This is a genomic window from Dyella sp. KRB-257, from assembly GCF_049445995.1.
Taxonomy (GTDB): domain Bacteria; phylum Pseudomonadota; class Gammaproteobacteria; order Xanthomonadales; family Rhodanobacteraceae; genus Dyella_A.
In genome coordinates, this window is sequence record NZ_JBMSDZ010000007.1 from 186,061 (window position 1) to 200,941 (window position 14,881).

Annotated in this window: 13 protein-coding genes and 1 tRNA gene; 7 read left to right on the forward strand and 7 right to left on the reverse strand. The window is 69.5% G+C overall.

From position 1 onward, the window contains the following. Window positions 1–7 precede the first annotated feature (7 nt). Window positions 8–1,519 (forward strand): PLP-dependent aminotransferase family protein, encoded by a 1,512-nt coding sequence (locus ACO2Q2_RS08050; protein WP_423255246.1) that lies wholly within the window; start codon window positions 8–10, stop codon window positions 1,517–1,519. A gap of 37 nt (window positions 1,520–1,556) precedes the next feature. Here the strand turns inward: ACO2Q2_RS08050 and yedA are convergent, their stop codons facing one another. The 3 genes from yedA to ACO2Q2_RS08065 form a co-directional block, all read right to left on the reverse strand. Next, window positions 1,557–2,474 carry a drug/metabolite exporter YedA gene (yedA, locus tag ACO2Q2_RS08055; RefSeq protein WP_423255247.1) on the reverse strand — a complete coding sequence of 306 codons (918 nt, stop codon included), beginning with the start codon at window positions 2,472–2,474 and terminating at the stop codon, window positions 1,557–1,559. A 31-nt stretch (window positions 2,475–2,505) separates the two neighbouring features. Beyond that, window positions 2,506–3,405 carry a methylated-DNA--[protein]-cysteine S-methyltransferase gene (locus ACO2Q2_RS08060; RefSeq protein ID WP_423255248.1) on the reverse strand — a complete coding sequence of 300 codons (900 nt, stop codon included), beginning with the start codon at window positions 3,403–3,405 and terminating at the stop codon, window positions 2,506–2,508. 91 nt (window positions 3,406–3,496) lie between these two features. Beyond that, entirely contained in the window at window positions 3,497–3,772 is a 276-nt protein-coding gene (locus ACO2Q2_RS08065; RefSeq protein WP_423255249.1) for a hypothetical protein, read from the reverse strand. A gap of 78 nt (window positions 3,773–3,850) precedes the next feature. Between ACO2Q2_RS08065 and ACO2Q2_RS08070 the strand changes: the two genes are divergently transcribed. Next, a complete protein-coding gene (locus tag ACO2Q2_RS08070; RefSeq protein WP_423255250.1) occupies window positions 3,851–4,192 on the forward strand; it encodes a Rieske (2Fe-2S) protein in 342 nt (113 codons plus the stop codon). Between the two features lie 268 nt (window positions 4,193–4,460). Here the strand turns inward: ACO2Q2_RS08070 and ACO2Q2_RS08075 are convergent, their stop codons facing one another. The 4 genes from ACO2Q2_RS08075 to ACO2Q2_RS08090 form a co-directional block, all read right to left on the reverse strand. After that, window positions 4,461–5,729, reverse strand: a complete 1,269-nt coding sequence (locus ACO2Q2_RS08075) for a nucleotide sugar dehydrogenase (RefSeq protein WP_423255283.1) — start codon at window positions 5,727–5,729, stop codon at window positions 4,461–4,463. Between the two features lie 49 nt (window positions 5,730–5,778). Then, a complete protein-coding gene (locus ACO2Q2_RS08080; protein WP_423255284.1) occupies window positions 5,779–7,596 on the reverse strand; it encodes an SLC13 family permease in 1,818 nt (605 codons plus the stop codon). Between the two features lie 196 nt (window positions 7,597–7,792). After that, window positions 7,793–8,521 (reverse strand): tRNA (guanosine(46)-N7)-methyltransferase TrmB, encoded by a 729-nt coding sequence (gene trmB / locus ACO2Q2_RS08085; protein ID WP_423255251.1) that lies wholly within the window; start codon window positions 8,519–8,521, stop codon window positions 7,793–7,795. Window positions 8,522–8,636: 115 nt separating this feature from the next. Continuing rightward, on the reverse strand, window positions 8,637–10,931 hold the full coding sequence (locus ACO2Q2_RS08090; protein ID WP_423255252.1) for a DUF6600 domain-containing protein: 2,295 nt from the start codon (window positions 10,929–10,931) through the stop codon (window positions 8,637–8,639). Between the two features lie 234 nt (window positions 10,932–11,165). Between ACO2Q2_RS08090 and ACO2Q2_RS08095 the strand changes: the two genes are divergently transcribed. The 5 genes from ACO2Q2_RS08095 to ACO2Q2_RS08115 all read left to right on the forward strand — a co-directional run bounded on the left by ACO2Q2_RS08095 (window position 11,166) and on the right by ACO2Q2_RS08115 (window position 14,872). Beyond that, window positions 11,166–11,236 (forward strand) — tRNA-Gly (locus ACO2Q2_RS08095). Window positions 11,237–11,286: 50 nt separating this feature from the next. Next, window positions 11,287–11,739: an ATP-dependent zinc protease gene (locus tag ACO2Q2_RS08100; protein WP_423255253.1), complete on the forward strand. Its 453-nt coding sequence runs from the start codon at window positions 11,287–11,289 to the stop codon at window positions 11,737–11,739. Then, a complete protein-coding gene (gene rimK / locus ACO2Q2_RS08105) occupies window positions 11,736–12,614 on the forward strand; it encodes a 30S ribosomal protein S6--L-glutamate ligase (protein WP_423255254.1) in 879 nt (292 codons plus the stop codon). Before ACO2Q2_RS08100 ends, rimK begins: the two co-directional genes overlap by 4 nt. Window positions 12,615–12,909: 295 nt before the next feature. Then, entirely contained in the window at window positions 12,910–13,596 is a 687-nt protein-coding gene (locus ACO2Q2_RS08110; RefSeq protein WP_423255255.1) for a response regulator transcription factor, read from the forward strand. After that, window positions 13,580–14,872 carry a sensor histidine kinase gene (locus ACO2Q2_RS08115; protein WP_423255256.1) on the forward strand — a complete coding sequence of 431 codons (1,293 nt, stop codon included), beginning with the start codon at window positions 13,580–13,582 and terminating at the stop codon, window positions 14,870–14,872. Before ACO2Q2_RS08110 ends, ACO2Q2_RS08115 begins: the two co-directional genes overlap by 17 nt. Window positions 14,873–14,881: the final 9 nt, after the last annotated feature.

Genomic DNA, 14,881 nt, shown 5'->3' on the forward strand with positions numbered 1-14,881 from the left:
CCTTCCCATGTTGTTGAAGCTGGATGGCGGTGAGCCGCTCTACGTGCAGGTCTATCGAGCGCTGTCGCGTGCCATCGAAGATGGGCGCTTTCCGCCATCCACCCGGTTGCCGGGAACAAGAACCCTGGCACGCGAGCTTGGCGTGTCGCGCACAGTAGTGCTCCAGGCCTATGAGCAGCTGGAAAGTGAAGGAGTGATCGCAGGAAGTCCTGGCAGTGGCACCTTCGTACAGGGTCGAGCGGAACCGGCGCCGACAACTCTCGTTCCTGCAGGAGCGGTGGAGGTGGACGCCCTCACCGGGGCGCTGCAGAAGGATTTATTGTCTCCCTCTCCCTGGGCCGTACGAGCAAGAGACGGCATGCCTGTCCCAGCGATGGGCTCTGGTCAGGCGGCCGGAGATCTGCTGGATTTAGCTCAGGCGCGTACGTTTCAGGATGACCAGGGCGCACGTCGCTGGCGCCAGGCTCTGCTCGCGGCGCTCAATGAGCCCCACGATGATCTGCGGGACATCCGAGGGCTGGCAGAGTTGCGGCGCGCGCTCGCGCTGGAGCTCCACCAGTCGCGTGCCATCAACGTCGATCCCGACGAAATCCTGGTGGTAGCCGGCATCCAGCAGGCGCGCGATCTGGTGGCCCGCGTATTGGTACAGCCGGGCATGTCGATTGCACTGGAGGAACCGTGTGATCCAGCGGTTCGGGCCACGTTCGCTGCCATGGGCGCGCGACTGATGCTTTGCGCAGTCGGTACCTCAGGCTTCGACATCGAGTACTACGCCGCCCAGCTGGCCAGCGCATCACTCGCATATGTGATGCCGTCCCAGCAGTTTCCGACCGGTGCGGTGATGGGAGTGCGGCAGCGGCTCAGCCTGCTGCGCTGGGCGTACGCGCGGGGCGCCTATGTGATCGAGGACGATTTCGAACCGGAGCACAGGTTGGTATCGAATGCCGCCCCGCCCCTTTTTGCCATCGACCAGCGTGCCCAGGTCATCTACATCGGCGCACTCGCGCGCGAGTTCTTTCCTGGACTGCACATGGGTTATGTGATCGCCCCGCGTGCTTTGAGGCCGTTTTTCGAGGCGGCAAAATGGGTGGCTGATCGTGGTGCCCGGTTCCTGATGCAGCGCGTGCTGGCGCGCTACCTTTCCACGGGTGAATACCAGAGTAACTTGCGCCGGTTGTTCGTGCTGCTGGTGGAGAAGCGCGCCGCTCTGGTTGCTGCGCTCAGTCGCTATTTTGGCGAGCGTGCCATCGTGACTGGAGACACTGTCAGCGGTGCGCTCCTCGTTCAATTCCCCGACGCGGCAACTTCGGTTACCGATGCATGGCTGGCTCGTGCCGAGGCGATCGGCGTGCGGGCCGTTTCGGCAGCAGCCTGGTATGCCCGTCCGCCTGCGCACGCCGTATTGTTGCTCCGCTATGCACATGTGCAGGGCGAACGACTGGATGCTGCGGTTCGGCTGCTGGCGTTGGCCTACGACGAGATCAAGCCGCACGCATCGCTGCAGGCGATCGCCTGCTGACCGACGCGAATTGCCCGAGCTGGGCTCAGCTGCGTCGTCAGCCGCGCCGCTGCCGCTGCCGCTGCCGCGCCAGCGTGATCACGCCCACGCCGAGCAGGATCACCGCCATGCCAGCCATGTCGAACGGGCCCACGTGTTCGCCGGCGAACAGCACGCCGAACAGCACGGCGACGGGCGGATTGACGTAGGCGTAGCTGGTGGCCACGGCGGGGCGCGCGTGCCTGAGCACGTAGAGGTAGGCGCTGAAGGCGACGATGGAGCCGAACAGGGCGAGGTAGACCACCGCCGCGGTGGCGCGCACGGTGGGATGTGCGGGCAGGTGTTCGCCGCTGCCGTAACCCGCCGCGAGCAGCGCAACGCTGGCGCAGAGCATCTGCGCGGCGGTGTTCATCGGGCCGGCCGGCATGTCCTGGCGGCGGCTCCACGCCGAGCCGAAGGCCCAGCACATCGCCGCGGTAATCAGCGCCAGCGCGCCGAGGCGCGAGCCGGACAGGCCGCTGCCAAGGTTCAGCACGATGACGCCGGCGAAGCCGGTCAGCAGGCCGATCGTCTCGCGCCGCGTCGCCCACTGGCCGTACAGGCCGGCGAACAGCGCGGCGAACAGCGGCATGCTGGCCACCGCCACGGCGGCTATCCCTGAGCTCACATGCTGCTCGGCAAAGCACACCAGGCCGTTGCCGAAACCCAGCAGCAGCACGCCGGTGAACGCCGCATTGCGCCACTGCCGCGCGGTCGGAGCGGCCAGTCCACGCAGGCGCAGGAAGCCGTAGAGCAGCACGCCCGCGCCGAGAAAGCGCACGCCGGCGAGCAGGAACGGCGGGTAGCTTTCCAGCGCGTAGTGGATGCCCAGGTAGGTCGATCCCCAGATCACGTAGAGCGCGAGCAGGGCGAGCGGAATCAGCACGCGCTCGTCGACGGGGCCGCGTACGGCGGACGCGGAAGCTGGCAGGGACATGCGGGGGGAGTCGCGCAGGGAGGGCGCGCCATTATCCGCGAGCGCGACGCGCCGCACGAGGGGCGGGCCTGGCATCGCGCGGGAGCGTCGCGTCGCGTTCGCGGGCGAGCAGCTGCACCTTGCGATCCACGCCCCAGCGCCAGCCGCCGGGCGAGCCGTCCTCGCGGATCACGCGGTGGCACGGCACGATCAGCGCCAGGCGATTGCTGGCGCAGGCGCGGCCGATCGCGCGCGCGGCCTTCGGCACGCCCAGTTCCGCGGCCAGTTCCCCATAGCTGCGCGTGCTGCCCTCGGGAATGCGCGTCAGCGCCTGCCACACCCGCCACTGGAAGGCGGTGGCGGCGACGTCGATCGGCGGCAGCGCCGGCGCCTGGGCATCGCTCCAGCCCAGGTCGTGGGCGATGCGGCCGACCACGGCGTCCAGCCATGCCTCCCGACCGGCGTCGACGCGTTCGCGTTCGGCGTGGGGAAACTCCCGAGCCAGCCGGGTTTCGAGGGTGGCGTCGTCCTCGCCCAGCGATACGGCGCATAGCCCGCGCGTGGTGGCGGCAACCAGCAGCCGGCCCAGTGGCGTGGCGGTGATGGTGTAGCGGATGCTGGCGCCGGCGCCGCCGGCACGGTAGCTGGCCGGCGTCATGCCGAGCAGGCGGTCGCTGTGCTCGTAGACGCGGCTGGCCGAGCCGAAGCCCGCGTCATAGACCGCCGCGGTCACCGCGCTGCCGCCGCGCAGCGACTGGCGCAACTGGTCGAAGCGCCGGGCGCGGTGGTATTCGGACGGGCTCACACCGTAGCGGCGGCGGAACGCGCGCTGCAGATGGGTGGCGCTCAGGCCCGCGCTGGCGGCCAGCTCGGCCAGCGTCGGCAGCGCATCGCACTGCTCGATCCGGGCACGGACGCGCTCGAGGGCGGTATCGGTGGTGGGCTTGGTCATGGCGGCATCCGCGGGAGGATGCGCCCAAGGCTACGCGGCGGGTGCGGCGCGAGCCATCCGGATCTTGCGCGTCACCGCGGCCCGGATGTGCTCAATGCGCGGTACGGCGGCCTTCGTGCAGCACCACGAACTCGCCTTCCAGCGTCTGGGTACGATGTGACGTACGGGCGGCGCCGTGCACGGGCGCGTCGGCGCGCAGCTTCCACTGGCGAACTGCCAGCAGCACGAGGCCGCCAACCAGCAGCACGCCGGCGACCATCAGGCCGAACACCATCAACACGCCCACCACGGCGAGGCCGATCAGCACCGACAGGGCGCGGACGAGCGGGTGGCGGGCACGACGCGGGGCAGGCAGGACAAAACGCATGTGTTAAAAATCCGTGTGGTAAAATCAACGACTTACGCGTGCAACGATGAGGCCTGGCGGCCTTCGGGACAAGTGCCGATGGATAGAAACGAGACCGCCCGCCCGCTCTGCCGGCTGGACGATATTCCCGACGGCGAGGCGATGGCGGTCGATGCGGTGCTGCCCGACGGCCCGGAGAGCCTGATCGTGCTGCGACAAGGTGCCGCCGTGCATGCCTACCGCAACATCTGCCCGCACGCGGGGCGGCGGCTGGATTGGGCGCCGGGCAAATTCCTGATCAGCAAGGGCGCGCTGATCTGCGCCGCCCACGGCGCGAGTTTCGCCGCGGCCACCGGCTGGTGCATCGGCGGGCCGTGCCGCGGCCAGGAGTTGCGCCGGGTCGCCGTCGCGGTGGTCGACGGCGAGGTGCGCCTTGCCTAGCAGCCTGTCGGACTTTGGTCGGCCGGGCTGCGAATCCGGCTGTGCGGTCCCTATTTCCGCCGCTTCTTGGCCCATAGCACCTGACTATGGGCCGGCGAATCGTCGAAAATCTGTCCTCGCACAGCCGACTTCTCGCCTCGACCACCAAAGCCCGACAGGCTGCTAGGCGACGGTCCGACAACCTGTGTCTCGCCCGTCATTCCTGTGCAGGCCTCTTCAGTGGCCTGAAGGCGCTCGATCCCGGCTTGCGCCGGGATGACGAGCAGGATCAGAGCCGCGCGTCGGCCACGCCCGGCGGCAGCACGCTCTTGATGTCGAAGATGGCGCAGGTCCCGCGCCCCCAGCGGCGGATCGCCGCCGCGTCCATCGCAATGAACTGTGCGTGCGCCACGGCCAGCACGATGGCGTCGTAGCTGCCCACGGTGGGCGCATCGACCGGCCGCAGGCCGAGCTTGCGTTCGGCTTCGTCGGCGTCGACCCAGGGGTCGTGGACCTCTACTGTGGCGTGCGCCGCTTCAAGCTCGCGCACGATCTCCACCACGCGGGTGTTGCGCAGGTCCGGGCAGTTTTCCTTGAAGGTGAGGCCCAGCACCAGGATGCGCGAGCCCACCACATGGATGCGCTTGTTCGCCATCAGCCGCATCACCTGGTGCGCCACGTACAGGCCCATGCGGCTGTTGATGCGCCGCGCGGCCAGGATCAGCTCCGGGTGGTAGCCCAGCACCGTCGCCTTGTGCGTGAGGTAGTACGGGTCCACGCCGATGCAGTGGCCGCCGACCAGGCCGGGCCGGAACGGCAGGAAGTTCCACTTGGTGCCGGCGGCGTCGAGCACGTCCTGCGTGTCGATGCCCATGGTGTTGAAGATCATCGCCAGCTCGTTGATCAGCGCGATGTTGACGTCGCGCTGGGTGTTCTCGATCACCTTGGCCGCCTCGGCCACCTTGATGCTGGGTGCCTTGTGCGTGCCGGCGGTGATGATGCGCCGGTACAGCGCGTCGACCGCGTCGGCTGCCTCGGGGGTCGAGCCGGAGGTGATCTTGGTGATCGTGGCGAGGCGGTGCTGGCGGTCGCCGGGGTTGATCCGTTCCGGGCTGTAGCCGCAGAAGAAATCCTCGTTGAAGCGCAGCCCCGAGACGCGCTCCAGCACCGGCACGCACACTTCCTCGGTGGTGCCCGGGTACACGGTCGACTCGTAGATCACGATGTCGCCGGGCTTGAGCACGCCGCCGATAGTGGCGCTGGCCTGTTCCAGCGGCGAGAGGTCGGGCCGGTTGGCCTCGTCCACCGGCGTGGGCACGGTGACGATGAACACGTTGCAGTCGGCCAGCGCGCAAGCGTCGTCGCTGAGCTGCAGCTGGACGGCTGCGCGCAGTTCCGCCGGCGAAGTCTCGCGGGTGTGGTCGATGCCCTGGCGCAACGCGGCGATGCGCTCGGCGCTGGTGTCGAAGCCGACCGTCGGCAGCAGCCGACCGAACTCCACCGCCAGCGGCAGGCCGACGTAGCCCAGGCCCACGATGCCCAGCCGAGAAGGATTCACCATGCGATTCGGTTCCGCGGATGCTGGAGCGGCAAGGGTAGCCGATGACTCAGCGGAACATCAGGTTGATCGCCAGCATGGTGACCAGCAGCACGGCCAGCGTGAGCGGCACGCCGACACGCAGGAAATCCTTGCCGCGGTAGCCGCCCGGGCCGGCCACCATCATCAGCGCGGGGTGGCCGGAACTGAGCAGGAAAGTGTTGGACGAGGACACCGCCACGATCAGCGCATAGGCGGACGGATTGCCGCCGGTGGCCACCGCCACGCTGATCGCGATGGGGACCATCATCACCGTCGCGCCCACGTTGGACATCACCTGCGAGAACAGCAGCGTGAGGATCGCCAGCGACAGTTGCAGCACCCACGGCGTGGCGTGGCCAAGGTAGGCCAGTACTTCCTGCGCCAGCCACGCGGCGGTGCCGGTGGCATCCATCGACCAGCCCAGCGGGATGAGGCAGGCGGTGACGAAGATTGTCTTCCAGTTGATCGCCTTGTACGCCTCGTCCATGTTCAGCACGCCGGTGAGCAGCATGCCGATGGCGCCGGTCATCATCGCCACCGACAGGTCGAGGTTGGTGAACAGCGCCAGGCCCTTGGCGAGCAGGAAGAAGCCCACCGCGTGCCAGATCTTGCCGGGGCGCTGCTCCTCCTTGGGGATGTCGGTGACCACCACCAGATCCTTGTCCTCGGCGGTCTGCGCCAGCTCGCGCCAGCTCGAGTGCAGCACCAGGGTGTCGCCGGGGCGCAGGCTGATGCTGCGCACGTCGTCGCGCAGCACCCGGTCGCCGCGGTGCACCGCCAGCACCGAAATGCCGTGGCGCTTGCGCAGGCGCAGCTCACCGATGGTCTGCTTGATGAAACGCGAGCTGGGCGGAACCACCGCCTCGGAAATGCCCGCGCGCGTCGGGTTGAACAGCTCCGCCAGCTGGCGCATGCGCGGCGACAGCTTGCACAGCTGGTTGTTGGCGAACTGCGCGAGCTGCTCGCGCGGCCCGAGCACGCCGAGCACCGAGCCGACCCAGACCACCTGGTCCACTGGCGGCGCCATGCGCGCGTCGTTGCCGCTCTTGATGGCGAGGATCAGCGGAGCCTCGCGCAGTTGCTCGATCTCGCCGATGCTCATGCCGACCAGCGGACTCTCCGCCGTGACGGTGAGCTCGGCGGTCTCGCCGACGATGCCGTAGGTATCGGCGAAGTAGCTCTCGGTGCGGCCGGGCGTCACCTTCAGGCGCTCGTCCTCGCGCTCGGGCAGCAGCCTGCGGGTGAAAAAATAGAAGAAAACCACGCCGAGCACGGCCAGCGTCAGGCCCACCGGGGTCACGCTGAACAGGCCGAACTTGGGGATGGTGTGCGCACCGGGCGGCAGGTTGTTGTTGGCGCTGGCGATCAGGTCGTTGAGGATGATCAGCGGCGAGTTGGCGATCAGCGTGGTGTTGGTCGCCGTGAGGATGCAGAACGCCATCGGCAGCAGCAGACGCGAGATTGGCACGCCGGTGCGCGCGGAGAGGCGGCTGATCACCGGGATCATCAGCGCGGCGAGCGCCTGGCTGGGAATCACCGCGCTGAACAGGCTGGTGACCGCGTTGATCACCATGCCCAGGCGCGATTCCATGCCGCGCGCCATGCGCATCACGAAGTTGGCGGTGAGCGCGAGCACGCCGGCGCGATCCAGCCCGGCGCCCATGATCATGATCGCGATGATCGCGATCACCGCGTTGCCGGCGAAGCCGTTGAACACGCGGTCGGACGGGATCAGGCCGGTCAGGCCGATCACCACCACCACCAGCAGCGCCACCATGTCGGCGCGGATCCACTCCAGCACCAGCATGAGCATGGTGAAGCCGACCAGGGCCAGCACCAGGATCATTTCGGGAGTGAGGGTCAGGCCCAAGGGGGGAGGTCTCGCCGGGGTGGGGTTCGCACGTCGTCAACACGCCGGGCCAGGCCACACGTTGGCATGCGGTGGTGCGAAACAAGCCTCACGCGGCGCCCCGTCCCTCTCGTGCCGTGCAGTATATGCGGGCGCGCATGACCGCTGGTGAATCCATTCGTCGAAAGCGTCCTCAGCGTCGGCGGTAGAGCAGATCCCACACGCCGTGGCCGAGCTTGAGTCCGCGGCGCTCGAAGTGGGTCTCGATGCGCCAGTCGGGCTTCTCGGCATAGGCCCCCGGCGCCACGGCGTTGTGCCAGTCCGGTGCCGCCTCCATCACCGCGAGCATGTGCTCGGCGTAGGGCTGCCAGTCGGTGGCCAGGTGCAGCAGGCCATCCGGCGCCATGCGCGAGGCGAGCAGGGCGACGAAGCCCGGCTGCACGATGCGGCGCTTGTTGTGGCGTTTCTTGGGCCAGGGGTCGGGAAACCAGATGCGCGCCTCGACCAGCGTGCCCGGCGCGATCTCGTGCTCCAGCACCTCCACCGCGTCGTGCCTGTAGATGCGCACGTTGCCGGCGTCGCGCGCGGCCAGCGCGTTCATCAGCCGACCCACGCCGGGGCCGTGCACTTCCACGCCGATGAAGTCGCGCGCGGCGTCGTGCTCGCTGGCCCACGCCAGCGCCTCGCCGTTGCCGAAGCCGATCTCCAGCACGCGCGGCGCTCGGCGGCCGAACGCGGTGTCGAAGTCGCGCGGCGCGCCGCGGTAGTCCAGCCCGTAGCGCGACCAGTGCGCGTCGAACGCGCGCTGCTGCGCCGGCGTCATGCGTCCCTCGCGCAGCACGAAGCTGCGGATGCGGCGCAGGTAGGTCGGGCTGTCGGCCTCCGCGGCGGGGGCGTCGTCGTGGTCGGGGAGGTCGGTCATCGGGGAGTCCGGGGGCATGGGCGGCGCAGCGAGGCGGCGGGCCCCGAAAAAGTCGGCCGGCAGGTCTCGCGACATGCCGGCCGCATGGCAAGGCTGCCGATTGTATCGCCGGGGCTCAGCGCTGTTGGAACCGCGCGGCGCCCGGATGGCTGTGGTCGTCGTTCTTGCGTGGTGCCACGCGGCGCGGTTCGCTTTGCGCCGGCGGGGCCGCCCGCGGGGCGGGCGCCTCGAAGCGGCGGGGCATCGGCTGGGGCGCCGGCATCGCCTCGCGCGGCGCCTGCACCATCGGGCGCGGCGCCGGTGGCATCGGCGCCTGACGCGGTTCGAAGCGCGGTTCGAAGCGCCGTGGCATCGCCGGTTCGCGCGGTTGCGGGCCGGGGACGCGCACGACCTGCGGCTCGCCCTGCGGCGCCCGCCAGGCGGGCGCGGCCCGGTTCCCGGCCGGGGCGAAGCGCAGCGGGGCCGGCAGGGTGCCCCGCTGCTGCGCCTCGCGCGGTTCGGCGTAGCGGTAGTTCGGCGTCGGTGCCGGCGTCGCGGGCGGCAGCTGGGTGGCGCGGACGAAGCGCTGTACCGCCGGCAGCGTGCCGCCGCGTGCCGGCGGCACATTCGACTCGTCCGGACCGGATCGGCCGCGCACGAAGCGCGACGATGGCATCGCCATCGTGCGCTCTGCCGTCGCCGCGTCCGGGCGGCCGCGCGCCTGCGGAAACCGGCGGGCGTTGACCGTGGCGGGTCCGGCCTCGATGCGTCGGGCCGGCATGGCACCGGCTTCGTCCGGCACCTGCCGGCCGCGCACGAAGCGCGAGGAAGGCATCGCCATCGTGCGCTCCGCCGTCGCCGCGTCCGGATGGCCGCGAACCATGGGGAAGCGGCTGGCCAGATCGCCGGCCGGCGTGGCGTGCTCCCCGCGCGCATCGTTCGCGCGATTCGCCATGGCCGGCGGTGCGCGATGGCTCACCACCGGTCGATCGAAGCGGCCTTCCGGCGCCGCCCGTCCACGCTCCGTGCGCATGCCGGCATAGCTGGCGCGCACCGGAGCCACCTGCACGCCGCGGCCGAGCACGGGCGCGGTGCGCAGGTGCTGCGGATCGATGCGCAGCCGATGGCCCTCCACCCGCCGCGCCTGCACGAAGGCATCGCGCGACATCGCGGTGATGCCGTGCGGCGCGAGCCGGTTGGCATAGTGCTCGTGCGGATCGCGCCCCTCGCGATAGCGGCGATAGCGCTCGTGGAAGTAGCGCTCGAAGCCGTCGCGGTCGCCGTGGTGGCGATCCCAGCGCAGGTTGTGGCGATTGATGCGGCGGTAGTAGTCGGCGCTCACGCGGTACCAGGGGTTGTAGAAGTCGCCCGGGCCCAGCGGGAACCAGCCGATCGGCACGCCCGTGCCGATCGACACGCGCCAGCCGCTGCCGCCGACGAAGGCCACCAGCGCCGGCGCGTACACCGCGCGCAGCTCGCGCGGCCCCGGAATCCAGCCCCAGCGATCGCGCACGTAGACCCAGCGGCCGTAGTGGTAGGGCGCGAAGCCCCACGGTGCATCGTCGATCCAGGTCCAGCCCCACGGCGCCACGTAGGCCCAGTGGCCGTCGCGGTAGGGCGCCCAGTCGCTGGCGACATAGGCCGGGTACCAGACCTGGCCGTAGGCGTCGTCGCTCTGCCAGCGGCCGTAGTGGTCGAGGTCCTCGTAGCCGATGACGTCCTCGGAGACGTAGCGGCGGCTGCCGGCGCGTGCGTAGCGCGCGTCGCGATCGGCGCACCACCGGTCGAACGCATCCTGCGAGCCCGCGTACGACTCGGCGACCTGCGCCAGCGAGCTGTCGTCGAAGCGGTAGCGGTGTCCGCCGATCACCCGCCGGCTGGCGTCGCCCTCGCCGTAGACGGTGGCCTGGCCTTCCAGCGCGGTGATCTTGGTGGTGCCGGCGCGGTCGTCCACATCGATGCGGAACACGCCGGGCGAGCTCACCACCAGCGCCACGTTGGGCGTGTCGATCTCGTAGCTCTCGTCCGGGTCGAGCGAGCGCACCGACAGGTTGAGCGTGCCGCGGGTGAGTTCGAGTTGGGCCAGCCGGTCGTCCAGCTGCAGCACGCCCACGTCGGTATCGCGATCCAGCCGCAGGCTGGCGTGGTCCAGCTCCAGTTCGGCGCGCGCATTGCCCGCCGCGGCGAGGCGGTCGCCGCGGGTGAGCGGGCGGTTCAGCGAGGCATCGCTCCAGTCGCTGGCGCCCGCCGGCAGGAAGCCCACGTCGCCGGCCAGATAGGCCAGCCGCGCCACGCGGTCGGGCGGGTCGCCGGCATCCGCGGACGTGGACTGCGCATGGCCGACGCCGGCGGCCAGGGTCAGCGCCAGCAACGCGCCGAAGCGCGGCCAGCGCCGCATGCGGGTGAAGCGGGACATCCGGGACTGGCGCATGACTTCCTCCATGGAAGCGGCGGCCCGGGCGATGGGCCCGGTACGGGAAACGTTTCGCGGCGGGTCGGGATGACCGCAGCCGCATTATGGGCATGCGACCGGCGCATGCCCCTTTCCCGCACGGCACGACGGCGCGCGGGATTCAGCCGCCCGCCATCTGCGGTTTATCCGCCGTTGGGCGCCGCACCGCCGCTTCCCTCGCGCGCGACGGGCGGGTTACCATCTGCCGCCGACGCGGGTGTAGCTCAATGGTAGAGCTGTAGCTTCCCAAGCTACTGACGAGGGTTCGATTCCCTTCACCCGCTCACCCCCCTCCTCGATCGCCGAGCCCCACCTCCCGACGCGTGCGCTGACCATGGCGGATGTCATCACCCTCGGCTGGCGGGAGCGCGTGGCGCTGCCGGATCTGGGCATCGCCGGCCTGAAGGCCAAGCTCGACACGGGCGCGCGATCCAGTGCGCTGCACATCGATTCCCTCGAAACGTTTCGCCGCGACGGTGCGACCTGGCTGCGCTTCAGCGTGAGTGCGGGCCGTCGCTGCGTCAGCACCTGGCACGGCGAGGCGCCGGCGCTGGACCGGCGCGTGGTCACCGACACCGGCGGGCGGCGCAGCGAGCGCTGGTTCATCCGCAGCGCGGTGAGCCTGGCGGGGCAGGCGTTCCCGATTGACATCAGCTTGACCGATCGTCGCCACATGCTGTTTCCCCTGCTGCTCGGCCGCACCGCCCTGGTCGGGCGCTTTGCGGTCGATCCGATGCTTTCCTACACCCTGCCGCGCGCGCAGCGCGCGGCGCCGGACATCCGATGAAGATAGCCATCCTCTCGCGCAACACGCGGTTGTATTCCACCCAGCGCCTGGTCGAGGCGGCGCGCGAGCGCAACCACGTGGTGCGCGTGCTCGATCCGCTGCGCTGCTATGTGCGCATCGCGCCGGGCAACATGGAGATCCGCTACAAGGGCAAGGCGCTGCGCGACATCGACGCGGTGATTCCGCGCATCGGCACGCAGAGCACCTTCTACGGCACCGCCGTGCTGCGCCAGCTGGAAATGATGGGCGTGTACACGCCCAATCCTTCGGACGCCGTGCTGCGCGCGCGCGACAAGCTGCGCTGCCTGCAGATTCTCGCCTCGCACGGGCTGCAGATGCCGGTGACGGTGTTCGGCGACAACCCGGACGACACCACCGACGTGCTGGCGATGCTGGGCGACCCGCCGCACGTGATCAAGCTCAACGAGGGCAGCCAGGGCACCGGCGTGGTGCTGGCGGAAAAGCGCAGTGCCTCGCAGAGCGTGATCGAGGCGTTCCGCGGCCTGTACGCCAACTTCCTGGTGCAGGAGTTCATCGCCGAGGCCAAGGGCAGCGACCTGCGCTGCTTCGTGGTGGGCGCCAAGGTGGTGGCGGCAATGCAGCGCGACGCCAGTCCGGGCGAGTTCCGCGCCAACCTGCATCGCGGTGGCACCGCGGTGAAGGCCACGCTCAGCGCGCAGGAGAAGCGCATCGCGACCAAGGCCGCCGGCGCACTGGGGCTGGGCATCGCCGGCGTCGACCTGCTGCGCTCCGATCGCGGCCCGCTGCTGCTGGAGGTGAACGCCTCGCCCGGACTGGAAGGCATCGAGGCGGCCACCGGCGTGGATGTGTCCGGCTGCATCATCAAGCATCTGGAGCAGAACGTGGCCGGCTGAACGCCCGGCGCCCGCCCAGCGGAGCATTAACTGCTTCCTAACCACCCCCCGCCTATAAAGACCCCACTGCATTTGCCTGGCACTTCAACCTGTAGATCTGGTGGCAGCAGATTCGGTATCGGGGCAGTAGCTTGGGCCCGGGTGCGCTGATCCCGCGTGGACAGTCATCCGGGCCTTTTCTTTGCCCGCGCGCTGCGTTCAGCTTTGCGCCCGGGCGGCTCCGCTTTCCCGCAACAGGCTTGTTAAGCTTGCAACCCATAAGGCCGGCCCGTGCGCCGGCCGCTCGGAGTGGCGCATGCGCGTACTGGTGATCGAAGACAACAGCGATATCGCGACCAACATCGGCGACTATCTGGAAGACCGCGGCCACGTGGTCGACTTTGCCGGCGACGGCGTGACCGGCCTGCACCTGGCGGTGGTGCACGATTTCGACGTGATCGTGCTCGACCTCACGCTGCCCGGCATGGACGGGCTGGAAGTGGCGCGCAAGCTGCGTCACGAGGCGCACAAGCAGACGCCGATCCTCATGCTCACCGCGCGCGATGCGCTGGAGCAGAAGCTCACCGGCTTCGAGTCCGGCGCCGACGACTATATGACCAAGCCGTTCGCACTGCAGGAACTGGCCGCCCGGCTGGAAGTGCTGGCGCGCCGCGGCAAGGGTCCGCAGAGCCGCGTGCTCAAGGTGGCCGACCTCACCTTCAACCTCGACACGCTCACCGTGAACCGCGAGGGCAAGTCGATCCAGTTGAACCCGATCGGGCTCAAGCTGCTGCAGGCACTGATGGAGGCCAGCCCGTCGGTAGTGACCCGGCAGGATCTGGAGCAGAAGGTGTGGGGCGAGGAACTGCCGGACAGCGATTCGCTGCGGGTGCACATCCATGGATTGCGTGCGGCGATCGACAAGCCGTTCGAGAAGCCGCTGATTCACACGCGGCACGGCATCGGTTACCGCATGGTCGATCCGGATGCAGTCCAGGCGTAAGCTGCGGTTCCGCCTCGTCGTCTCCTTCGCGCTGTTCGGCTTCGGCCTCAGCGCGTTGTTTGCATTTGCGGCGCTGAATATCCGCACGCGGGTGGAGGATCAGCTGGTCAATGCCAGCCTGCTCGATGACGCCAGGTACTCCAACCACTTCGCGCAGGAACATCCGAACGCGCCGGGACCCGGATCCCGCCTGATCACCGGCATGGTCAAGAGTGACCGCACGCTCTACAAGGCGCCGCTGGCGTGGCAGAACCTCGGTACGGGCGTCCACGACATCCACGAGCCCGACCCGGACGATGGCGGCCGGGTGCACCACTACAAGCTGGCGGTGTACCGCGAGAACGGCATCATCAGCTTCGTGCGGTACGACGTGTCGCGCGAAGAGCTGGGCAAGCAGCAACTGCTCTTCAGCGTCATCGGCGCGGTGTTCCTGTTCGGTCTGCTCTCGTTGGCGATCGGCCTGTGGCTGTCGCGCAAGGTGCTCAAGCCAGTCAGTCAGCTGGCGCAGCGGCTGCGCGAGTTCCGGCGGGTCGGCAAGGCCGAGCCGCTGGCGCCGGAGTTTGCCGACGACGAGGTGGGTGAGCTGGCGCAGGCGCTGGACGACTACGCGGCGCGACTCACCTGGATGGTCGAGCGCGATCGCGAATTCAATTCCGACGTCAGCCATGAGCTGCGCACGCCGCTGGCGGTGATCGCCAGCTCCACCGAACTGCTGCAGGGCTCGCCCGATCTCACGCCCAAGCTGGCCGAGCGCCTCAAGCGCATCGAGCGCGCCTCGCGCCAGGCCACCGAGCTGATCGAGGCGCTGCTGCTGCTGTCGCGCGCCGAGCGCCGCGGGCCAACCCGCGGCGAAACGACCGACGTGGCCAAGGTGGCCGCCGACGTGATCGAAAGCCAGCGCCCACAGATCCGTGACAAGCCGATCGCCGTGCACCTGGACGTGCGCGCGCCGGTCAGCGTGAACGCGCCGGCCTCGGTGCTGGCCGTGGCGCTCACCAACCTGATCGGCAACGCGATCAAGTACACGCTGGAAGGCGAGGTGCGGGTCGAGGTCGACGCCAACGGCATCGAGGTGATCGACACCGGCCCCGGCATCAAGCCGGAGGATGCCGAGCGGTTGTTTCAGCGCGGTGTGCGTGGCGAAGGCGCCGGCGGCAACGGCGCCGGCCTGGGCCTGGCGATCGTGCGACGGCTGTGCGATCTGTACGGCTGGCACGTATCAATGCGCCCGCGCACCGATACCAACGGCGCCATCGCCAGCCTCGTCTTCGACTGACGCCGGACC